The following is a 20475-nucleotide window of genomic DNA, read 5'->3' on the forward strand; positions in this document are numbered from 1 at the left end:
CGGGCGGGACCGGTCGGGATGGGGAAGGGTTCAGCGGTCTTCGACCGCCGCAGACAGCGCGGTGCGCCGCTTCAGCCAGTAGACGCCCAGCAGATCGACCACGCCGATCAGCCCGCGGCGCCAGTTGTTGTATTTGGACACGCCGCGTTCCCGCGGGCGGTGGTTGACCGGCACGTAGGCCACCGGATGGCCGTGCGACCGGAACAGGGCGGGAAGGAAGCGGTGCATCGCCCCGAAGAAGGGCAGATCGAGAAAGGCGTCGCGGCGGAACAGCTTCAGGCCGCAGCCGCTGTCGGTGCAGCCGTCCTGGAGGAAGGATTGCCGCACCGCGTTCGCGAAGCGCGAGGCCAGACGCTTGGACAGCGTGTCCTGCCGCTTCTTGCGCAGCCCGCCGACCAGCACGGGCGCGTCCGGCCCGCCCTTGGCGGCCAGGGCGAACAGGGCCGGAATGTCGGCGGGGTCGTTCTGGCCGTCGCCGTCGAGGGTGGCGATCCACTCCCCGCGCGCCGCCTTGACCCCAGTTCGAACGGCCGCGCTCTGCCCGGACCGCTGGACATGGCGGATCAGCCGCAGACGGCCCGCGGCGACCACCGGGGCGAGGCGCGTCAGCGTGTCGTCGCTGGACCCGTCGTCCACATAGATCACCTCGAAGGCGCGGCCCAGCACATCGGCGGGAGACAGTGCGCGCTCGATCTCTTCGAGAAGGGGAAGGACGTTTTCGGCCTCGTTGAAGACCGGAACCACGACCGACAGCCGCACGGGCGGACGGCCCTCGGAATCTACGCTCACTGGATTAATCCCATTCGCCAAGTGGCGGGCAAATTACTCCCGCCGCCCGGCAAACGGTAGAGGAAAAGGTTGGGACAGTCCCAGGGGACAGTCCCAGGCCGCCCTCAGCCCTTGCGGTCTTCGATGGGCATCGGCACGTAGCGCAGGTCGCCGTCGCGGCTGAGGAGCATCAGCACGGTCTTGCGGCCCTGGCTGCGCGCGTCGTCGACCAGACGGTTGAGATCCTCCGGCGTCTTCACCGGCTCCTGCCCGGCCTCCACGATGACGTCGCCGGCCTCGATGCCGCGCTCGCTGGCGGCGCTGGCGTCGCCGACCTCGGTCACCACCACGCCCTCGACGTCGGGGTTGATGGAGAAGCTGTCGCGCAGCCCGGGGGTCAGTTGCGACAGGGTCAGGCCGAGGACCTGTTTGCTGTCGATCGTCGTCTCCGGGCGCGGCGCACCGCTCGATCCGGACAGGGCGACCTGCTCCTGCGGCTCCAGCTCGCCGACCGTCACGGTCAGGGTTTCGGCCCTGCCCTCGCGCACCAGTTCCAACGGCACGGCGGAGCCGATCTTCGTCGCCGCGACGACGCGCGGCAGTTCGCGCATCTGCTCGATGGACTCGCCGTTGAAACGGGTGATGACGTCGCCCTGCCGGACACCGCCCTTCCCCGCCGGCCCCTCCGGCGACACGCTGGTCACCAGGGCGCCCGCCGGCTCCTGCATGCCCAGGCTTTCGGCGATGTCGGGGGTCACGCTCTGCACCTGGACGCCCAGCCAGCCGCGGCGCACCTGCCCATGGTCGCGCAACTGCTCGATGACCGGACGGGCGATGGAGGACGGGATGGCGAAGCCGATGCCCACCGACCCGCCGGTCGGCGAATAGATCGCCGTGTTGATGCCGATCACCTCGCCGTTGAGGTTGTAGAGCGGACCGCCGGAATTGCCGCGGTTGATCGAGGCGTCGGTCTGCAGATAGTCGTCGTACGGCCCTTGCTGGATGTCGCGTTGCCGCGCCGACAGGATTCCCGCGGTCACCGACCCGCCCAGGCCGAAGGGATTGCCGATGGCGACCACCCAGTCGCCGACCCGCAGCGCCTCGCTGTCGCCCCAGGGGGCGGCGACCAACGGCTTCTTGCTGTCGACCTTCAGAACGGCGAGGTCGGTCGGCCCGTCCACGCCGACAAGCTTCGCCGGCAGTTTCGTGCCGTCGTGCAGGGTGACGGAAATCTCCGACGCTTCGGACACCACATGGCTGTTGGTGACCACGAAGCCCGCCGGGTCGATGATGAAGCCGGAACCCAATGCCGCGGTCGGACGCGGCGCCTGCTGCTGTTGCGGTTGGCCGCGCTGCCGGTCGCGGAACTCGCGGAAGAACTCCTCGAAAGGCGAACCCGGCGGAAATCCCGGAAGCTCCGGTCCACGCGGCCCCGCCTGCGGACCGCCCTGCGGGGGCGCCTGCGTCGTGGATATGAAAACCACCGCGTCCAGCTGCTTCTCCGCGAGATCGGCAAAGGTCGGCGGCGCGTTGGGCGGCAGGACGGACGCCAGCGGGGGCGCAGCCGGGGCCTGGGCCGGGGCGGCGGTTCCGCCCCCGTCCTGCGCGAAGGCCGGTGCCGAAAATGCCAGGATGGCGGCGACAAGGCCCGCGGACACGGTGGGCACCGCCGAGCGCGATGCAGATCCGCTCGTCAATCCGGTCTTCAATCCGGCTGGGCGCCGGACCGGGCCGGACCGGGGCCGGAATCGATCGATGGAATGCGGCATGAAGAAACTCCGCCTGTCGGACAGCGCGCGCCATGAAAAGGGGCGCTTCATGTCAACAGAACGCTCCGCAACGCATTCCGGCCCGCCGCGGATTTTCAAACCTCTTTGCAACCGTCCCCGGCACGACCGATTCGTGAAATACAGTTTTTAAAATACTCGTCCGCGGATGTTCCTATGCGGTTCGCGGGATCAGCACCGCAAGGCAATCCGGCCTTCGGACTAAAGCTCCGGCAACCCGCCTAAGCGCAATTTTTCCATGCGGCGCAAAGTTCTTCTGGCATTTTCCCAGCAAGTTCCCGATATTCATCGGTACCGACAACATCGCACGCAAAAACGGCTCCTGACGTGATGCCCGTGCACGCGCCCGCGTGCCGCTGCGTCAGAAGGCGCGCGATACGGCCCAAGCAGCGTACGCATGACTCAAAATTCACTTTGGCAACCGAGCGACATAATGAACGCAGAAACCGGGTCCGAACCGGAGGCTCCGAAGAAGCGCGGACGAATCCCCCAGTCGGCGTGGCCGCAGATTCTTGAGCGTTACCGTTCCGGCGCTACCCTGTCGGCAATCGCGCGTGAATTCGAATGCACGCCGAGCGCCATTTCCTACATCATCCGCAAGGCCGAAGCGGCCGGCGAGGCGGCCGGCGAGAAGGACGTGCCGGCCGAAGAGGGCACCGCGAGCGATGCCGCCGCGGAAGCGCCGGCCGGCGACGCCATGGCCGAGGAGCCGCCCGCTCCGGTTGCCGCTCCGGAAGCACCGGCACCGGTGAAGCCCGCGCGCCGCCCCGCCGCCCCGGCTGCGGCCCCGGCCGCCCAGACGGCGGTTCCGGCGGCTGCATCGGCCGCCGCCCCGGCTGCGGCTGCGCAGTCCACGCCGGCGCAGCCGTCCGCTCCGGCTCAGACCGAGACCCTGCGCCTCAACCGTCCGGAGCCGCAGCCGGCTGCCCAGCCGGCCCCGGTTCAGCCGGCCCCCGTCCAGTCGACGGCGGCCCCGGCCCAAACCGCTCCGCAGCCCGCTTCCGCCGACGGAAGCCGCCCGGCCGGCACCAATCCCCCGCCGGTCGATGCCGTCGAGGCCCGGCTGCGCGACACCGCACGCGGTTGCCTGAACGCCTACCGCGGCTGGCGCCAGCAACCGGGCGAAGCGTCGATCCAGACGCTGTCGGAAGCGGTGCACGAACTGCGCAAGGCCCTGGCCCGCATCGAGATCGACATGTCGGCCAGCCGCCGCGAAGAGCAGGCGATCCGGCCAATTCCGATCCCGGCGCACCGCACCGCGCGCCGCACGCCGTAAGGCAGGCCATCAGAACGGGTCGTCGCAACGCTGCTCGGGTTACGAAAAAGCCCTTCCCCACAATTTGGGGATGGGCTTTTTTTATGCCCGGATCGTTGGTTTTGGACCTTTGGCCATCGTTGACTTCAGACCTTTGGTCTAGGCCGTTCGCCGACACCGCCTACCTCCAACGCCGCAGGAAAAAACCCTACGGACTCAAGTGGAATGGCGGGTATACTGGAGGCAACCAAGCAAACATAAGCCGGAGGAACGCCCGATGACCTTCCGCCGAAACACCGAATTGCCCGAATCGGTGAAGCGATGCCTGCCGCCGCACGCACAGGACATCTACCGGTCGGCCTTCAACCACACTTGGCAAGCGTGCCGGTCGCCGGAGGCCCGCCAGGCCCTGCAGCGTGAGCGGCTGGCCCACAAGGTCGCCTGGGCCGCGGTCCGGCGGCGTTACGAACCGGACGGCGGCGGCTGGCGCCCCAAGCATTGAAGCGCCGACAGCGCGATGGGCGCGCTTTGCGCGCCTACCGCTCCTCGGACGGCAGACGTCCCCGGACGATGCAGCGGATGTTTTCTGCCACGCTCGCGGGGTGATCCCCGGCCCGTTCGGCATCCTGTTCGTCATGGGCGGCCACCACGTCGCGGATCATGCCGAGCACCGTCTCGCCCATCCAGGACGGAGACGTGACAGCCGTTTCCACCAGCAGGCCCGCCGGGGCAACCGCAGGCTCGGCGCTTCCAGCTCAAGCCGATCAATGTCGGCATCGACCTTGATCACCCGTGTGGCCTTGCCGACGTCCCGCTCCGCGGCGGGCCGATCCGACGTCGCATTGCGACCGGCAACGGAACGGCATGTTAACAAATAAACCAGAATATCTTATGACACTGCCAAAGCGCTGGAGTAACCGCGCCCACCTCCCCTAGCGCCGGGAACGGGCCGATCGTCGGACGGTGTCATGACGCCACATGAGTTGGTCGCCGTGCTGGAAAAGCACGAGCGTTGGCTGAAGAACCGGTCGGGCGGCACCCGCGCCAACCTGACCATGACCAACCTGGAGGGATCGAATCTCGCCGGGGTGGAGCTGACGCAAGGCAAGCTGTCGGGGGCCAACATGGCCCATTGCGACCTGTCCAACGCGAATCTCAGCCACGCCGACCTGTTCGCCGCCCACCTGACCAAGGCCGACCTGACCGGCTGCAACTTCTACCGGGCCGATCTGCGCGGCGCCCGCCTGCGCGGCGCCAAGCTGAAGCGCGCCATCCTGAAGGAGGCCGATCTGCGCGGCGGCGCGCTGCTGTATGGCGGAAACGGGGCGAACGGCAGCAAGGGACTCGACTTCGTGCGCTCCGACCTGTCGGGCAGCGACCTGGACGACGCGCTGATGTCGAACGCCAACCTGTCCGGCGCCGACCTGACCGACGTGTCGATGAACGGTGCGGATTGCGAAGGCGCGCTGATGGCCGGGGCCACGCTGATGCGCTCGACCATGAAGAACTGCAACCTCGCCCGTGCCGACCTGCGCGGCTGCAACCTGTCCGGCGTCAACCTCCAGGGCGCCACCCTGCGCGACGCCAACCTGAACGGCGCGGTGCTGGCTGGCGCCAACCTGCGCAACGCCGACCTCCAGGGCGCCAAGATGGAGGGGACGGACCTTGCCGGGGCGGACACGACGGGCGCCAACATGGCGCGTTCCGCCGAGAATTTCTCGATCCAGATCCAGGAAGCGCTGCACAATCATTACACCTGGATCAACACCAACGGCGCCATGGGGACGCGCGCCGACCTCAGCGGGGCGGACCTGTCGCACATCGACCTTCACGGCGTGAATCTGTCCGGCGCCAATCTGCGCGGGGTACGGCTGGTCGGCGCCAAAATGCGCGATTCCCTGCTCATCATGTGCGACATCTCCGCCGCCGACCTCACCGGCAGCGATTTCAGCGGCGCCATCCTCGACGGGGCGACGCTTCGCGGCACCAATCTCTCGGGGGCCCGGTTCGACGGGGCGGGCATCGGCTGGGTCGATATAAAGGGTCCGGACGGCCGGCCGACCGGCCGCCTGTGGGCGGCGAATCTGACCGGCAGCAATTTCACCGGCGCCTCCTGCATCCGCACCAACATGCGTGGGGCGAACCTGGCCGGCTGCGACTTCTCCAACGCCGACCTGACCGGCGCCATTCTCAGCGACGCGAACATCCGCGACGCGCGCTTCCCCGGCGCCAACCTGACCGGCGCCAGCCTGCCGCCGCCACCCGATCTGGACGATTGAGCGGAACGGCCGGTCAAGGGACGACAAGCGCGGCGTCCGTCATCCCAGGTCATCGTCCCCGCCAATGGGCGGCAGAGTGCCGAGATTGGCCGACACGCGGCGCAGCACGCTGACGGCCAGCGCCAGTTCGTCCGGGGAAATGCCTTGAGCGGCGGCCTCCTCGATCTCCTCGGCGCAGGGCAGGATGTCGGCCCGCAACGCCTTCCCCTTCGGTGTCAGGTAGATGTTCACCTTGCGCCGGTCGTGGGGATTGCGCACCCGCTGAACGAGATCGCACCGCTCCAGATTGTTCAGGGCGGTCACGGTGGTGGGCTCCATCATGCCGACCCTTTGGCTCAGTTCACGCTGGGTCAGCCCGTCCTCCTCCCACAGGGCCCGAAGGAAATACCACTGCCCCATGCTGACGCCATGATCGGCGATGCGGAGTTGCAGGGCGCGCGCGATGGCACGGTGCGCCTCGCGCACGGCCCGCGGCAGGGTCGCCCCGGACTGGGAAAGCCCTTCGGCATCCTCCCTGTGCGGTTCGGCGACCATTGGTTCCTGTCTCTTGAAACGCCCAACCATGACGACAATCTCTCGGCAGACGTCCGTCAGGTCGTGGTGCGGCGCAGCGGACAAAATCAACTTGCCCGATCATATCCACTCTCGGAAAAATCGCAAAGGGATTGAGGATATAAATTTCCAGCGCATGAAATAATATATCACGTAACCAAAGCGCGACTCTTGACGGGCAGATTTTCATATTTACGCGTATGATCTTGACGTTGCGCGCCCGTGCGCCGCAACGACTGCGTCAAGAGCGCTGCCCCTCTCTGAAACAAGGGCGCGTTTGAAAGGTTTGTGACAGGGCGGAGATGGGGTTGCGCGCCCGGCCATCCGCCCGTTAACACGGCACAGCACCACGCAAGAGCACAGGAGCATCATCCCATGCGCCCCAGCACCGGACGCACCGTCACCGTCGCGGCGACCCAGATGGCCTGCGGCTGGGACCGCGACGCCAATGTGAACGGCGTCGAACGCCTCGTGCGCGACGCGGCGGCGCGCGGCGCCCAGATCATCCTGCCTCAGGAACTGTTTGAAACGCCCTATTTCTGCAAGGACCAGAAGCAGGATCTCTTCGCCCTCGCCCAGCCGCTTGAGGATCACCCGGTGATCGCGCGGATGAGCGCGCTCGCCCGCGAACTGTCGGTGGTCATCCCCACCAGCTTCTTCGAGCGGGCACGGAACGCCTATTACAATTCATTGGCGATGATCGACGCGGACGGCACCGTGCTGGGCGTCTACCGCAAGTCCCACATCCCGGACGGCCCCGGCTACCAGGAAAAATACTACTTCAACCCCGGCGACACCGGCTTCCAGGTGTACAAGACCCGCTACGCCGCCATCGGCTGCGCGATCTGCTGGGACCAGTGGTTTCCGGAATCGGCCCGCGCCATGGCTCTGAAGGGTGCGGAAATCCTGTTCTATCCCACCGCCATCGGGTCCGAGCCCCAAGACGGTTCGCTGGACAGCCAAGCCCATTGGACGCGCGTCATGCAGGGCCATGCCGGGGCCAACCTGATGCCGCTGGTCGCTTCGAACCGCATCGGCCGGGAAGAGGGGGACACCTGCGGAATCACCTTCTACGGGTCGTCCTTCATCGCCGGGCCGACCGGGGAACTGGTCGCGCAGGCCGACCGGGAGAGCGAGACGGTCCTGACCGCCAGCTTCGACCTCGACCGCATCGCCGCCCAGCGGGCGTCCTGGGGCATCTTCCGCGACCGCCGGCCGGAGCTTTACGGCCCGTTGCTGACCCTCGACGGCGAGTCCCCCGTCCGCCGCTGATCCCCGCAACCGGACCGTCCGTCGTCAGACCATGATGCCGGCGCCTCCGATGCGCTGGCCGATGCCGGAGGCCGACGCGTAAGCCGCCGCGCCGCGCGCCGCCAGCGCCGGCGCGGCCGTGTTTGTCGCCATCGCGGCTTCGTCGCCGCCGTCCTGCCGGTCGGACGAACCGCCGTTCTGTGCACCCGATCCAGAATCCGTCCGCCGCAACTGCTGCTGCGCCTGCATCTTGGCGGCGTCGGCCTGCTGGGCGACGCGCAGATCCTGCGCGGACGGGTCGGACGGGGCCAGGGCCGCCGCCTTGACCGTGTCCATCTTGCGGACGGTGGCTTCGGGGTCGCTCTCCGCGCCGGCATCCACCTGCACTTCGCCGGCGGTCGCATAGTTCTTGCCGTCCGGCCCGCGGGTGAAGGTGAAGGTGGCGCCACCCGCGTGGGGACCGCCGGCCGCCTGATGCGCCGCCTCGTGCTGGCGGACGCTGGCGTCGATGCGCTTGAGTTCCTGGACCTGCCGCTGCTGATCGTCGGTCAGCGTGGCCGGCTGGCCGGCGATGGTGCGCCCCGTGCCGCTTCGAGCGGTGTCCTGAGCGCCGTCCTGGTCGCTCCGGTCACGCGCCGGCTGGCCGGGCCGCAGGAGCGGCACGCCATAAACGCCACTGGACGATACACCGGCAACCATGGGCTCGCGGCTCCTGCGCGCACCACGCGATGCCCCGCAGTCTACACGCCATGGGCCGGCGCGGCAACGCAGCTTGGCCGTTGCCTTTTCACGAACACGCACGCAATAGTATTCATAACACCCGGAGTGAACGACCTGAATGGTGCCGTTTTGCGGCACCACCACAATCCATGTGTGACTCCTTGCGCAGAACACTCGCTCTTCTGGTGCTGTTGGCGACGATCGTCGGGGGGCTCGCCGCCTCGGCCGCGGAACCGCCCCCTCCGGCGCTCCACGGCCGTGCATTCGCGCTGCCACCCCAAACGAAGCCCGCCGAAGGACAGCCCCCGCCCCCGGAAGCCCTGTCCGCGATCGAGGCCGCCTACAGCGAACGGGCGGGGGCTGTCCTTCGGCAGTTCGGTTACGACCAGTTCGGTGCGGAACCGCCGCGGCGGGACGGATCGGGCGGCGTGCAGGCGGACTACACGCTGGGACCGGGCGACGAACTTCTGGTGACCCTGCGCGGCCAGAAATCCTCCAGCAAGCGCCACGTCATCGACGCGGCGGGGCTGCTCACCGCCGATGACGTTCGGCCCGTCGTGGCCCAGGGTCTGACCCTGGCGGACTTGCGCGCCCAGCTGGCGAGCGCCGTGACCGCCTCCTTTCCCGACACCGAGGTCTATGTCTCGGTGACCGAGATCCGGCGGATCGGCGTGCTGGTGACCGGCGCCGTGACGCGTCCGGGCCGACAGGAGGTGGGTGCCTTCGCCACGCTGATCGACGCCCTGACGGCGGCGGGCGGCGTCACCCGCGACGGATCCCTGCGCCGCATCCGCCTGTTCCGCGCCCAGGCCGCCGGAGACGTCCCATCCGCAGGGTTTCCCGTCGACCTGTACGACCTGTTCATGACCGGGGACGGCGGGAGTGCCGGCGTCCGCCTGCGCGACGGCGACCGCATCTTCGTGCCGCCGCTCGGCCCCACCGTGGCGCTGGCCGGTCCGTTGAAACGCCCCGGCGTCTATGAGCTTCCGACCGGTCAGGACCGCCTGCCGGCCGCCGCCGCGAAGGAGATGGCCGGTGGCCTGCTGCGGCCCGGTGCGCATCGGGCGCTCCGCTACGCCATCGGGCCCAACGGCGAGGAGCAGACCGAGGAGCTGTCGGACAGCGACGCAACCCCGTTGGGCGACGGCGATCTGCTGCTGCTGGCGCCGCGTCGCGAGGATCGGCGCGGCGACCTGCGGCTGGACGGCCATGTGCTGCGTCCCGGCCCACGGGCGCTGGAGCGCACCCCGACCATGACGGCCCTGGTCACGGCGGCGGATCTGGGGCCCGCGCCCTACCTTCCCTTCGCGGTGCTGGCCTCGGCCCGTCCCGGTGGCCGTTCGCGCGTTCTGCGGGCGGTCGATCTGGGGGCCGTCCTCAACGGCCGCGACCGCCGCCCCCTCGCCGAGGGCGACGTTCTTTACGTTCTGGGCGCGGACGACGTCGACTTCCTGACCTCCGAACCGGTGCTGGAGCTGCTGCGCGGCGCTCGCGAGCCGGCCCCGGACGCGTGCCGCGGGCTGGTGGTGCTGGCCCGCGCGCTGACGGCGCAGCCGGACGGGCCGCTCGCCAGCGGCCCCCAGGCACGGGCGGCAGCGGGACTCACCGGCGGTCGGACGCCCTGCCCGCCTCTGTTCGACGCCGTTCCGGACCTGCTTGTCTTCGCGCTGGAGCATTCCTCCCTGCTGATGGGCGGCGTCCCCCGTCCCGGCTTCTATCCCTCCGCCGGGCGGGAAAGCGTGACCGAACTGGCCCTGGCGGCCGGGGGAGCGGAATCCGGCGCTTACGACGCCCCCTTTACCGGAGGCGGGCCGCAGCGCCGCCGGGGAGCGGCGGGCGGAATTCTGGAACCGGACACCCCCGTCTATGAACTGACCGGTCACGCCCGCCGCCCCGGCGTCCGCCCCCTGGCCGGGGGCGCCACGCTGCGCGACGCGCTGACCGGCGGCGATGCCCTGATGCGGGACGTCTACCCCTTGCTGGGCGTCGTCGAGCGCTTCGACCGCCGCGCCCTGGCCCTTCGTCTGCTTCCGTTCTCACCGCAGGAGGTGAGTTCCGGACAGGCAAACCGCAAGCTCGCCGACGGTGATCGGGTGTGGCTGCTCTCCAACGCCGAGGTCCGCTCGCTGACCAGCCTTTCCGACAAGGATGGCACTCCCCGGACGCCGCCAACGGACACCGAACCCGCCGACGCCCGCCCCCCGCTCCCCGAAGGCGTCGCGGCGCTGGTGCGGGAACGCGGCGTGCAGGTGCGGGGCGCCGTGCGCATCCCCGGCACCTATCCCGTGGCGGAGACGGCAACCGTCGAGGCCCTGCTGGCAACCGCCGGCGGCCCCACCGCGACCGCCGATCCCTCAAGCCTGGAGATCACCACCGCCGCCGGCCAGCGCCGCCGCTTGGACCTGCGCGACGGAGCGTCGGCCCGGATGGCGCTGCATCCGGGGGACAGCCTGCGCATCAACCCGGCGCCGCAGGCGCTGGAGGCGCGGGCCGTCACCATCTCCGGCGCGGTGCGCCGCCCCGGCAGTTACGACGTGGCGCGCGGCGAGACGCTCTCGTCCCTGATCGACCGGGCCGGTGGCTTGACGGAAGAAGCCTATCCCGCCGGGACCAGCTTCCTGCGCGACAGCGAGCGCAAGCGCGAACGCGCCTGGTTCGATCAGCAGGCCCGCGACCTGGAGCGCTGGATGGTGCAGGAGGTCGAGAAAGGCGAGGCCGCGCGCTCGGACGTGGTCGGGCTGGCCCGACAGCTCGCGACCCAACTGCGCGGTGCCGAACCGCTGGGCCGCATCGTGGTCGAGGCCGACCCCCAGGTGTTGCGCCAACGGCCCGAGCTGGACGTGCTTCTGGAGCCGGACGACCGCGTCCTCATCCCAAAACGCCCTTTGACGGTCATCGTGACCGGCGAGGTTCTGCACCCGACGGCCGCGCAGTTCGTCAGCGGCAAGACCGCCGAAGCCTATCTTCGGGAGGCGGGAGGAGCGACCCGCAACGCCGACGACGCCCGCATCTTCCTGGTTCTGCCGGACGGACGGGCCCAGCCGCTCTCCCTGTCCTCCTGGAACCACACGATCACGGCGATCCCGCCCGGCTCGTCCATCGTCGTGCCGCGCGACCCGAAACCCTTCGATCTGATGGAGTTCTCGAAGAACATCGGGACCATCCTCGGCCAACTCGCCATCTCGGCGGCGGCCATCGCGGTGATCTCCGAATGACGGACGCGGCGGTGCGGGTCCGGCTGGCCGTGGTCACGGTGGTCCGCGACGACCGGAGCGGTCTGCTCGCCACCCGTGCCAGCCTGCGTGCGCAGACCATGCCGGCCTATGATTGGTTCGTGGCCGATGGAGGCTCCAGCGACGGGACGGCGCGCTGGCTGGCCCGCCACGGGACGGAAGCGGCCTGGTGGCGCTCATCCCCCGACCTGGGCCTGTACGACGCCATGAACGTCGCCCTGGACGCCATCGCCGCGAGCTCGCGCTACCACAGCCATGTTCTCTTTCTCAACGCCGGCGACCGTCTGGCCGACGAGCGGGTTCTGGAGCGGCTTCTTCCAATCCTGTCCGACCATCCGGACACCGGACTGTTCTACGGGGACGCGTTGGAGGAACAGCCCGGCGGACGGCTGATGATCAAACGGGCACGGTCGCACCGCCACGCCCTGCTGGGCATGTTCACGCACCACCAAGCCATGGTCTATCGTTTGGCGGGTCTGTCCGATGTGCGATTCGATCTGCGTCACGGGCTGGCCGCCGATTATGCGTTCACCCTGATGGTCCTGGGGCGAGGGGTCCCGGCGCGCCGCTTGCCACTTTCAGTATGCATTTTCGCCCCCGGCGGACGGTCCCAGCAGGACCCCGCGCGCGGCCGCCGGGAGCAGGCGGTCATCCGTCGCGAGTTGCTTGGGCTGGGCTGGACGGCCAACGCAACATTATGGGCATTACAATGGCTTGCCCTTACCCTGCGCCAGACAATTCCATGGCTTTACGCGAAATATCGTTTCTCACCAAATGAACGATCATTTCTTTCATAAGCTTTGACGACTGTTTCACGCATCTAGCTATTGATGCGCACGAAAAGTTGCATAGAATTTACTTTCTGACCTAACCAATTTCCCTGGTGGCGTGCGCCACCTCCATACTGAGGGTCTATTATGAGTGCCACGAAATCCAAGCTATCACCCGCTCACACGCTGTCACGCCGTGGCGAGGGGCCCAATCCGATCGACATCCATGTCGGCGCCCGGCTGCGCCTGCGCCGGACCCTCCTCGGCTTGAGCCAGGAGAAACTCGGCGAGGCCGTCGGCATCACCTTTCAGCAGCTCCAGAAGTACGAGCGGGGCTCCAACCGCATCAGCGCCAGCCGCCTGTTCAACCTGTCGCAGGTTCTGGGCGTCCCGGTCAGCTACTTCTTCGAAGACATGCCGTCGCCGGAGCACATCGCCACCCCGTCACCCGACGTTCCGCCGTCCGAGACGGAGGAGTTCGAGTCGATGGCCCGCCGCGAGACTCTGGAGCTGGTGCGGGCCTACTACCGCATCGAAGACGCCTCCGTGCGCAAGCGCACCTTCGACCTGCTCAAGGCTCTGGGCGGCGAGCGCGCCCTGGACGAGGCGGTGTAAGGCACGGCACCGCCATCCGGCCCTCAGTCGTTGGTGGACGCGGGAAGCCCGGCCCGCCGTCTCGCGTCCGCGATCTTGACACCGATCTGCCAGTAGTAGAAGGACCGGGCCAGCGCGTGCTGGAGCCCCGGACCGCCGTCCAGAAAGCCCAGCCGCAAAACATACCCATACAGAAAAGCCAGGAGCGGGCGGGCTGGCAACCGGTTGAAGCCACTCTTCAGCCATCGCCGCGCCCCGATTTCCAGCCCGATCAGTTCCCTCATCCGCCCATCCGAACGCAACGCCGCTTCCCAGTCGGCGTAGCGGGCGTGCCGTTCGAACCAGGCGGCGACCGGCTTGTCGTCGGCGTGATCCAGGCTGTGCCGCAGCCGCCCGACGGTGCCGGCGATCACCGGCTGGTAATGCCCCTCCACCTCCCACATGGTGGCGACATCCAGATCGGGCGCCGGCGGAAAGCGGGCCTTGCGGCGGTCGAACAGGGCGAGTTTCCGGTTGCCCGCGCCGTAGCGCAAACGCCGGCCGAGAAACACCGGACGGCCGTCGATGAAATAGCCGGCGTGCCGCGGCCCCGTCGCCATCAGCGTGGCGATCTCCTCCACGAGAGCACCGCCGAGCCGCTCATCCGCATCGACGAACAGCACCCAATCCTGACCGAACGGCAATTGGTCCAGGCACCATTGCTTCTTCTTCGGATACCGCCCGTCCCATTGGAAGGGCACCACCCGCGCGCCCGCCGCCGCCGCAATGGCCGGGGTGCCGTCGGTGCTTCCGCTGTCCACCACGAAGCGTTCGGCGAACCGGTCGAGCGCGGACAGGCAGTGGGGAAGATTGACCGCCTCGTTGCGGGTCATCACCACGACCGACACGGGGATCATGGCCTTCCCTCCCCTCCGGCCCGCCACAGGCGCCGAAGGCTGGCAACCATCGCCCCGGCCACCAGCCCGGCCAGCGCCGCCATCGGCACCACCGTCAGCGGGTTCGGCCAGTCCGGGCGCTGCGCGGCGGCGGGAGGTTCGATGGCGTCCGCCGCCAGGGGCAGATCGACCTCGATCATCATCGCGATGCGCTCCTGCTCCGACAGCAGGTCGGCCAGGGCGCGGCGGTGCTCGGCCACGGTGATTCCGGCCAGACGGGCGCGGGCGTGGGCGATCTGCGCGGCGCTGCGGCGGGACGCCTCCGCCCGCAGATGGGCGTCGGTCGCCTGGGCGGCGGCGGACAGAAGCCGCAAGGCCATGGCGCGGTCGGCGTGGCGCAGCCGCAGCCGCCGCATCGGCCCGCTGCCCACCATGTCGACGGTCAGCCGCTCCCGCAGCGCGCTCGCCACGCGTTCGGCGTCGGGCTCCACCCAGTCCGACCGGCCGACCAGCGCGAGGAACAGCCGCTTGGCGGAGGCCGTGGGTCCGGGCGCGGGGCGCCAGGCTCCCGCCTCCTCGTCCCAGCGGTCGGGGAACAGGCCGCGCAACAGCAGCGGATCGGCCATCATCCGCTCCGCCACCGGAATGGAGGTGAAAAGCTGGAGGTAGCGCGCGAAATCCGAAAGGATCTCGTCCCCCGGACCGGGTTCCGACGCGGCAGCGGCGGTCTCACGGCCGGTCAGAACGGGCAGCCGCGCCCCCATGGCCGCCGCACCGACGCGCGCGGTCGGCCCGATCACCATCACGGCGGTGTATTGCGGCACCACCAGTCGCAAGGCGGTCACCGACACCACCACGCCCAGCGCCGCTCCGACGAGCAGGATCGGGCCCCCCTCGCGCATCGTCCACGCGAAGCGGCGCAGCCGTCGCCCCGACTTCGCGGCTCCAGCCTCCGATGGAGAGCGGCGCAACGGCATGCCGTCAGGCATGGGGCAGACTCCGCTCCGGCAGAACGGCCTCACCACGCCGCTTCGCCCGGCGCAGCCCGTCCGCCAGCGCCGCGAAGCGCCGCGCCGCCGCCGTGGCGTCCCAAGCCGCGGCGACGGACAGCGCCCGCCTTCCCTGGGCAGCGCACAGGACCGGATCCTGCTCGTAGCGCCGGATTGCGGCGGCCAGCCCCGTCGCATCGTCCGGTGCCAGCCTTTGCCCGCAGCCCTCCAGCATGGCCGCCGCATCGCTGCCCGCCGGCCCGAGGAACAGGCAGGGCCGACCGGCCGCCAGGACACCGGCCACCTTGCTGGGCACCAGCAGCCCCTCGGCCCGCGGGTCCATGGTCGCCAGATGCAGATCGGCCGCCGACAGGCTTTCGGCCAGCCGGTCCGGCGGCTGGAGCGGCAGCAACTGCACGTTCGTCAGCCCGCGCCGCTCCACCGCCTCCGCCATGGCCCCTCGCCGCCGCCCCTCCCCGATCAGCAGAATCGCCACGGCGGGGTCGCTGCGCGCCAGCAGGGCCGCCGCGTCCAGCACGGCGTCCATCGGGTGGGCCAGCCCCATGTTCCCTGAATAGGCCACGGTGAAACGATCGCCCAGCCCATGCACCTGCCGGAACGGGTTGTCGGCTCGCGGAATCGGCCGGATGCGCGGATCGGGCCAGTTCGGCAGAACGGTGATGCGCTCGGCCGGCACACCCGCCGCCGCCAGCCGTCCGGCCATGCAGCGCCCGATGGCCACAACCGCGTCCTGACGGCACAGCGCCTGGACGCTGGTCCGCTCGACCATCCGCATCAGCGGTTCCGGGAAGCGGACACCCAGCACCGGCAGCAGGGCCGGAAACACGTCCTGGCTCCAATGAAGGGAGGCCGCCGCATGGCGGGCGGCGATCAGCGGCCCGGCGCACCCCAGAAGCGGCGGGTCGGTCATGGTCACCACGACGTCGTGCCGCGGCAGGCGCAGCGCGCGCTGGACCAGCCGCACCGCGGCAGCCAGATAGCCGCGGGTGGTCAGCTTCGCGTCTCCCGCCGATTCCCCCGACTCCGGCGCGCGCCGCTCACCGGTGCGGCGCACGGTGACGCCGGGCGGCGCGTCGCTGGGGCCGTCGCCGTCCGCGACGACGGTGACGCGCCAGCCCATCGCCGCCATCCGCTGCGCCAGATCGGACAGACAACGCCCGGTCGCCCCCTTGTCCGGAGGAAACACGCGGTTTAGGAACAGAATGGACGGCGATTCCACGGAAGAATGACCACGGAAATAATTAAACACGCATAAGTATGCATTTCCGTCAGCCCGTCGGCAATCGCTTCCCGCGCTCCGCCCCTAGGACGGCCAGGGTGAGCAGGAGACCGGTGTCGAGGTACTTGAAACTCGTATGCGCCAGGAGGGCCATCAGGAGCGGCGCCACCACCGCCCATCCAAGCGCGGGATCGGATCGGAGAAACGCCAGCACACGCGGAGCCAGCCCGCCGAGATAGGCGACAAGGGCGCACAAACCGACCACCCCCGCCTTGGCGATGGCATAGGTCGCCAGCGTGTGGGTGTAGGACACGCGCCAGCCGCCGACCGCAGGGTTGGCAAGGAGCGCTCCCCACCCCTGCCCGAACAGGAAGGCGGTCGGCGAGGACAAGGCCTGCCCGAGCGCGGCCTCCGCCTCTTCCCACCGGGTGTTGGCGCCGGCCAGCCGGGTTTTCTCGGCCGCCTGCCCCAGGGCGCCGAACAGCGTCTCCGGGAACAGCGCCACCGACAGCAGCGCCGCCACCCCCACGCCCAACGCCGCCAGGGGCGCCCGGCGCAACCACCACAGCCCCAGGGCGGCGAAGGCCATGGCGGCAAGCCCGAGCGCCATCCGGTGCACCGCTCCGGCCAGCGCCGCCAGACACAGAAAGCCGCCCAGAATCGCCGCCACGCCGACGGCACCCCACAACCAACGGCCGCGCGCCAGCATCCCGACTCCGAAGGCCGGCAGCGCGATGGCGGCGAACAGGACCGACGGAGCGTTCAGCAGATAGACGCCGCCATCCGCCATCGCCCGGACGCCGATGGCGCCAAACCCCCAGTCCGCCTGCTTCCACCAACGCAGCGCGAAGCCGACCCCGGCCAGCGCCATCCCCGCGGCCAGCAGCGCCACCGCCCGGTCGGGGACGGCGCGCAGCATCGGCACCAGCAACACGGGAAGGAACAGATAAAGCAGCGGCACCACGTCGCGCATCATGTCGTCCGGCGCCCAATCCAGCCACACGCCGCGCATCAGCGGGCACCACAGCAGCACCGCCAAGGCCAGCACCGCGGGCATCTCCCAGGGCGGCGAGTCGCGTTCCAGCAAGGCGTAGCCCGTCGCCACGGACAGAGGGCGGAACAACCCGACACCCAGCACCAGCAACGCCCCGATGGATGCCTCGGCCACGCGGATGCGCCCCGGTGCTGGAGCGCTCAGCAGGCCATAGAGAATGAGCGCCAGGAACACCCCGGCGGCCCGCCACTGTGCCAATTCCCTTCGGGCCACACGCCCCCGCCATTGCTCCGACTCGAACAGGCGGCAGCATTTCATGCCACAACAGAAAAAGGAACGACCGATCCGACCCGCAACGATCAGGCGTAGCGCAACTCCGCCCGGTCGAGACGGTAGAACAAACCTTCCAGGGGATTCAGCCGCAACGTGCCGGTCATCAGCACCGGGGCCTGCGACTCACGCACCGGGATCTGGCTGTGAACATGCAGCATGGTGGAAGGGCTGGGCCGGTGGCAGGCCGGGCAGGAAATGGGATTGGCGGCGAGGATGAAGCGGTTGTGGGCCGACGAATCGCTCAGCGGCACCATGAAGCCGCGGACCGTCACCAGCGTGCCCTCCAGCGCCCTGACACGGGTCGGGAAGACCGGATTGGCCGCCGGACCTTCCATGCGGACCTGCACCAGATCCCGCCACAGGGCCGTGGTGTCGTCCAGCGGCAGATGGAACGGCCCGGCGGGATGCGTGGGTTCGCTGGCGTTGGTCGCCCAGATCGCCCAGCCGGCCACCGGGGCCAGCGCGAGCGGCAACAGTATCTGTCGGCGCGACGTCATGGCTTCCTCCCCCTCGATCCTGACCGTTTCGGTCGTTCGTTCGACCGTTCATTCGATCGTTGAAGGCGTCCTGCGCGGCCTTGCCCCAGACCGTCGTGCTTGTGGCCGAATTGTTCCCGAGCCTTCGCCCAAGGTCAACAGGCGAGCGATAGGCCATACGGAAGAGGCCGCCGCCAATCGACTTCAGGCTCCGTTTCGCCGACCTATGGGATTGACGCGGCTTCCGGCCTATACTTTGTAAAGGCGGCAACCACCGATAATAACCTCAACCCATAAAAACCTTACGATCGGGAATCAACGCGGCATGCAAAAAGGGTCAGCACCGAAGGACAAGCCGGCGCATCTCCGCCTGTCCGAAGACCAGACCACCGAACTGGCCGACATGTTCCGCCTGATGAGCGACCCCAGCCGGCTGCGCATCATCCTGGCCTGCCTGGATACCTCGACCTCGGTCGGCGACATGGCGGCGGCGCTGGGCCTGTCACCGTCGCTGGTCAGCCATCACCTCCGCCTGCTGCGGGCGGGACGGCTGATCCAGGCGGAACGGCGCGGCAACCGCGTCTTCTACCTGATCACCGACGAGCACATCCGGCGTGTCCTGTCGGACATGGTCGACCACGTGGCCGAGGAAAGCGAAGGCGACCTGGAGGCGTAAGGCGGTTGCGGCGGCCCCGGCCGCCACAACCCGTTGAAGCCTTTATAACAAATACGCAATAGGATTTGACCGCCATGCCGGTTGCGCCGCATAGTTCCGTTCATGCTGCGGCGCATCAAACCGTTGTTGCACGAATGGCTTGATGAATCGGGCCAGCAAACAAAGGGTGTTGGCATGGAGACGTTCCGCTTCCAGCCGGGGGAAACCCCCGTCCTGCTCAGCATCCCGCATGTGGGCACCGTGGTGCCGCCGGACATCGCGGCCACGATGACCGACGCCGCGCTGGCGGTGCCGGATACTGACTGGCATCTCGACCGGCTCTATCACTTCGCCCCGGCGCTGGGTATCGGCTTTCTGCGGCCCACCCTGTCGCGCTACGTGGTCGATCTGAACCGCGATCCCGACAGCGCCCCTCCCGGCGCCGGCAACACCGAACTCTGCCCCCTCACCACCTTCGATCACCAGCCGGTCTACCAGCCGGGGCAGGAACCGGACGCGGCGGAGGTGCGGCGGCGGGTCGGCGCCTATTGGCGTCCCTATCACGAACAGCTCAACGGCGAGCTTCAGGCGCTGAAAGACCGCTTCGGCGTCGCGGTGCTGTTCGACGCCCATTCCATCCGGTCGCGCGTGCCGCGCTTCTTCGACGGGCAGATTCAGGACTTCAGCCTTGGCACGGCGGAAGGGTCCAGCGCCTCGCCGGCGCTGGTCGGCCGGGTGATGAACGTGCTCACCGCGACCGGGCGTTTCTCCTCCGTGCAGAACGGGCGCTTCAAGGGCGGCTTCATCACCCGCCGTTACGGCAACCCCGCCGACAACATCCACTCCATCCAGCTCGAACTGTCGCAGCTCACCTACATGGACGAGGAGGCCCCCTTCGGCTTCCGCGAGGAGTCGGCGCGTCAGGTGCGCCCGACGCTGGAGCGGCTGCTGAGCCTCGTCGTCGAGTGGGCGTGGGAAAACGCCGCCGGCCGGCGACGCAGCGCCTTCCTGTGACGCCCCGCCCTCAGACCCAGACGCCCCGCACATAGGGTGTCAGCTGCGTGTCCTGCATGATGATGTGGTGGACCAGCCAGTTCGCCGTGAAGGTGTAGATCCGCTCGGCGTTCTGATGCGTCGGGTCCCGCGTGAAGACCCCGGACAGCTCGCTCAGAGTCCGCACCGCCTCGTGATGCTGGCGGACATGCTCCTCGAACTTCGGGTAATGCACGGCCTGCATGATCTTTTCTTCGCGGGCGAAGTGCTGCTGGGTGTATTCCAGCAGTTTCATGAGGATCTTGGCGACGCGCACGGGCATGAAGCTGCGCGCGTTCAGAGCGGCATCCAGTTCGTTCAAATACTCGATCAGGTGCTTGTGATCTTCATCGATGGACGGCTGGCCGACGCTGAGCTGCCGCCTCCACGTAATGACACCCATGAACCCTCCGCACCCTGTCTTCCGCGGCCACCGGGCATTCCGCCGAAAGCCACCGCATTGAAGGGAAGCGCGCCGTAGCTTGCGCAACTGAAGATGAAGGTGCGCAATCCGTCAAGGAACCGTAAATACCAGACGCCGCGACCCCTGTTACCGCCGGCTCCACAACCGGCGGCCTTTGCCTGCATTATGGGCGCATTTTCTACAAAACGAACGCATACGATCGTCACATGGCATTTTGCCGCACCAAGACAAAGACGCGAAAAGGCAGG

21 protein-coding genes are annotated in these 20475 nt (G+C 68.8%); 10 read left to right on the forward strand and 11 right to left on the reverse strand.

Annotated elements, in window-relative coordinates; translation table 11 throughout:
* Window positions 1-30: 30 nt before the first annotated feature.
* Complete coding sequence (locus DXK32_RS14220) at window positions 31-789, reverse strand: glycosyltransferase family 2 protein (RefSeq protein ID WP_114859107.1); 759 nt, start codon at window positions 787-789, stop codon at window positions 31-33.
* Between the two features lie 104 nt (window positions 790-893).
* Window positions 894-2426, reverse strand: coding sequence for a Do family serine endopeptidase (locus DXK32_RS14225; RefSeq protein ID WP_247877145.1), 1533 nt, complete (start codon window positions 2424-2426; stop codon window positions 894-896).
* Between the two features lies 1 nt (window position 2427).
* On the opposite strand from DXK32_RS14225, the gene DXK32_RS32170 reads away from it, so the two are divergent.
* From DXK32_RS32170 to DXK32_RS14235, 3 genes are all read left to right on the forward strand, one after another.
* Window positions 2428-2688: a hypothetical protein gene (locus tag DXK32_RS32170; protein WP_162801181.1), complete on the forward strand. Its 261-nt coding sequence runs from the start codon at window positions 2428-2430 to the stop codon at window positions 2686-2688.
* Window positions 2689-2988: 300 nt separating this feature from the next.
* Window positions 2989-3831: a helix-turn-helix domain-containing protein gene (locus tag DXK32_RS14230; RefSeq protein WP_114859109.1), complete on the forward strand. Its 843-nt coding sequence runs from the start codon at window positions 2989-2991 to the stop codon at window positions 3829-3831.
* A gap of 256 nt (window positions 3832-4087) precedes the next feature.
* Window positions 4088-4312 carry a ChaB family protein gene (locus DXK32_RS14235; RefSeq protein WP_114859110.1) on the forward strand — a complete coding sequence of 75 codons (225 nt, stop codon included), beginning with the start codon at window positions 4088-4090 and terminating at the stop codon, window positions 4310-4312.
* Window positions 4313-4346: 34 nt separating this feature from the next.
* On the opposite strand, the gene DXK32_RS32175 is transcribed toward DXK32_RS14235, so the two are convergent.
* Window positions 4347-4493 carry a hypothetical protein gene (locus tag DXK32_RS32175; RefSeq protein WP_162801183.1) on the reverse strand — a complete coding sequence of 49 codons (147 nt, stop codon included), beginning with the start codon at window positions 4491-4493 and terminating at the stop codon, window positions 4347-4349.
* Between the two features lie 285 nt (window positions 4494-4778).
* On the opposite strand from DXK32_RS32175, the gene DXK32_RS14240 reads away from it, so the two are divergent.
* Window positions 4779-6089, forward strand: coding sequence for a pentapeptide repeat-containing protein (locus DXK32_RS14240; protein WP_114859111.1), 1311 nt, complete (start codon window positions 4779-4781; stop codon window positions 6087-6089).
* Window positions 6090-6128: 39 nt separating this feature from the next.
* Here DXK32_RS14240 and DXK32_RS14245 read toward each other — a convergent pair whose 3' ends face one another.
* Complete coding sequence (locus DXK32_RS14245; RefSeq protein ID WP_247877146.1) at window positions 6129-6623, reverse strand: MarR family winged helix-turn-helix transcriptional regulator; 495 nt, start codon at window positions 6621-6623, stop codon at window positions 6129-6131.
* 393 nt (window positions 6624-7016) lie between these two features.
* Here DXK32_RS14245 and aguB point away from each other — a divergent pair, with 393 nt between their 5' ends.
* The gene (gene aguB, locus DXK32_RS14250) at window positions 7017-7913 is read left to right on the forward strand and encodes an N-carbamoylputrescine amidase (protein WP_114859113.1); all 897 of its coding nucleotides are present in this window, start codon (window positions 7017-7019) and stop codon (window positions 7911-7913) included.
* Window positions 7914-7937: 24 nt separating this feature from the next.
* On the opposite strand, the gene DXK32_RS14255 is transcribed toward aguB, so the two are convergent.
* A complete protein-coding gene (locus tag DXK32_RS14255; RefSeq protein WP_114859114.1) occupies window positions 7938-8591 on the reverse strand; it encodes a putative metalloprotease CJM1_0395 family protein in 654 nt (217 codons plus the stop codon).
* Window positions 8592-8773: 182 nt separating this feature from the next.
* Between DXK32_RS14255 and DXK32_RS14260 the strand changes: the two genes are divergently transcribed.
* The 3 genes from DXK32_RS14260 (at window position 8774) to DXK32_RS14270 (ending at window position 13230) form a co-directional block, all read left to right on the forward strand.
* Window positions 8774-11827 carry an SLBB domain-containing protein gene (locus DXK32_RS14260; RefSeq protein WP_247877147.1) on the forward strand — a complete coding sequence of 1018 codons (3054 nt, stop codon included), beginning with the start codon at window positions 8774-8776 and terminating at the stop codon, window positions 11825-11827.
* Window positions 11824-12642: a colanic acid biosynthesis glycosyl transferase gene (locus tag DXK32_RS14265; protein WP_114859116.1), complete on the forward strand. Its 819-nt coding sequence runs from the start codon at window positions 11824-11826 to the stop codon at window positions 12640-12642. Before DXK32_RS14260 ends, DXK32_RS14265 begins: the two co-directional genes overlap by 4 nt.
* 120 nt (window positions 12643-12762) lie before the next feature.
* Window positions 12763-13230, forward strand: coding sequence for a helix-turn-helix domain-containing protein (locus DXK32_RS14270; RefSeq protein WP_114859117.1), 468 nt, complete (start codon window positions 12763-12765; stop codon window positions 13228-13230).
* A 23-nt stretch (window positions 13231-13253) separates the two neighbouring features.
* Here DXK32_RS14270 and DXK32_RS14275 read toward each other — a convergent pair whose 3' ends face one another.
* The 5 genes from DXK32_RS14275 to DXK32_RS14295 all read right to left on the reverse strand — a co-directional run bounded on the left by DXK32_RS14275 (window position 13254) and on the right by DXK32_RS14295 (window position 18137).
* Window positions 13254-14105: a glycosyltransferase family 2 protein gene (locus tag DXK32_RS14275; protein WP_114859118.1), complete on the reverse strand. Its 852-nt coding sequence runs from the start codon at window positions 14103-14105 to the stop codon at window positions 13254-13256.
* Window positions 14102-15073, reverse strand: a complete 972-nt coding sequence (locus DXK32_RS14280; protein WP_247877148.1) for a hypothetical protein — start codon at window positions 15071-15073, stop codon at window positions 14102-14104. The genes DXK32_RS14275 and DXK32_RS14280 overlap by 4 nt, the downstream gene beginning before the upstream one ends.
* The gene (locus DXK32_RS14285) at window positions 15066-16313 is read right to left on the reverse strand and encodes a glycosyltransferase family 4 protein (RefSeq protein WP_247877149.1); all 1248 of its coding nucleotides are present in this window, start codon (window positions 16311-16313) and stop codon (window positions 15066-15068) included. The genes DXK32_RS14280 and DXK32_RS14285 overlap by 8 nt, the downstream gene beginning before the upstream one ends.
* A gap of 49 nt (window positions 16314-16362) precedes the next feature.
* A complete protein-coding gene (locus DXK32_RS14290) occupies window positions 16363-17565 on the reverse strand; it encodes a hypothetical protein (RefSeq protein ID WP_114859121.1) in 1203 nt (400 codons plus the stop codon).
* 101 nt (window positions 17566-17666) lie between these two features.
* Window positions 17667-18137, reverse strand: a complete 471-nt coding sequence (locus DXK32_RS14295; RefSeq protein ID WP_114859122.1) for a DUF3299 domain-containing protein — start codon at window positions 18135-18137, stop codon at window positions 17667-17669.
* A 304-nt stretch (window positions 18138-18441) separates the two neighbouring features.
* On the opposite strand from DXK32_RS14295, the gene DXK32_RS14300 reads away from it, so the two are divergent.
* Entirely contained in the window at window positions 18442-18792 is a 351-nt protein-coding gene (locus DXK32_RS14300) for an ArsR/SmtB family transcription factor (protein WP_014240322.1), read from the forward strand.
* Between the two features lie 174 nt (window positions 18793-18966).
* A complete protein-coding gene (hutG, locus tag DXK32_RS14305; protein WP_114859123.1) occupies window positions 18967-19785 on the forward strand; it encodes an N-formylglutamate deformylase in 819 nt (272 codons plus the stop codon).
* 10 nt (window positions 19786-19795) lie between these two features.
* Here hutG and DXK32_RS14310 read toward each other — a convergent pair whose 3' ends face one another.
* Window positions 19796-20206 (reverse strand): bacteriohemerythrin, encoded by a 411-nt coding sequence (locus DXK32_RS14310; protein ID WP_114859124.1) that lies wholly within the window; start codon window positions 20204-20206, stop codon window positions 19796-19798.
* Between the last annotated feature and the right edge of the window lie 269 nt (window positions 20207-20475).

Source organism: Azospirillum brasilense, from assembly GCF_003349955.1.
In the GTDB taxonomy this organism is placed as follows: domain Bacteria; phylum Pseudomonadota; class Alphaproteobacteria; order Azospirillales; family Azospirillaceae; genus Azospirillum; species Azospirillum brasilense_B.

Bases quoted from the DNA above. Each gene is read 5' to 3' on its own strand.
- DXK32_RS14230 (WP_114859109.1), top strand. From the start codon at position 2,989: ATGAACGCAGAAACCGGGTCCGAACCGGAGGCTCCGAAGAAGCGCGGA.
- DXK32_RS14235 (WP_114859110.1), top strand. From the start codon at position 4,088: ATGACCTTCCGCCGAAACACCGAATTGCCCGAATCGGTGAAGCGATGC.
- DXK32_RS32175 (WP_162801183.1), bottom strand. From the start codon at position 4,493: ATGGGCGAGACGGTGCTCGGCATGATCCGCGACGTGGTGGCCGCCCAT.
- DXK32_RS14240 (WP_114859111.1), top strand. From the start codon at position 4,779: ATGACGCCACATGAGTTGGTCGCCGTGCTGGAAAAGCACGAGCGTTGG.
- DXK32_RS14245 (WP_247877146.1), bottom strand. From the start codon at position 6,623: ATGGTCGCCGAACCGCACAGGGAGGATGCCGAAGGGCTTTCCCAGTCC.
- aguB (WP_114859113.1), top strand. From the start codon at position 7,017: ATGCGCCCCAGCACCGGACGCACCGTCACCGTCGCGGCGACCCAGATG.
- DXK32_RS14255 (WP_114859114.1), bottom strand. From the start codon at position 8,591: ATGGTTGCCGGTGTATCGTCCAGTGGCGTTTATGGCGTGCCGCTCCTG.
- DXK32_RS14265 (WP_114859116.1), top strand. From the start codon at position 11,824: ATGACGGACGCGGCGGTGCGGGTCCGGCTGGCCGTGGTCACGGTGGTC.
- DXK32_RS14270 (WP_114859117.1), top strand. From the start codon at position 12,763: ATGAGTGCCACGAAATCCAAGCTATCACCCGCTCACACGCTGTCACGC.
- DXK32_RS14275 (WP_114859118.1), bottom strand. From the start codon at position 14,105: ATGATCCCCGTGTCGGTCGTGGTGATGACCCGCAACGAGGCGGTCAAT.
- DXK32_RS14280 (WP_247877148.1), bottom strand. From the start codon at position 15,073: ATGCCTGACGGCATGCCGTTGCGCCGCTCTCCATCGGAGGCTGGAGCC.
- DXK32_RS14295 (WP_114859122.1), bottom strand. From the start codon at position 18,137: ATGACGTCGCGCCGACAGATACTGTTGCCGCTCGCGCTGGCCCCGGTG.
- DXK32_RS14300 (WP_014240322.1), top strand. From the start codon at position 18,442: ATGCAAAAAGGGTCAGCACCGAAGGACAAGCCGGCGCATCTCCGCCTG.
- hutG (WP_114859123.1), top strand. From the start codon at position 18,967: ATGGAGACGTTCCGCTTCCAGCCGGGGGAAACCCCCGTCCTGCTCAGC.
- DXK32_RS14310 (WP_114859124.1), bottom strand. From the start codon at position 20,206: ATGGGTGTCATTACGTGGAGGCGGCAGCTCAGCGTCGGCCAGCCGTCC.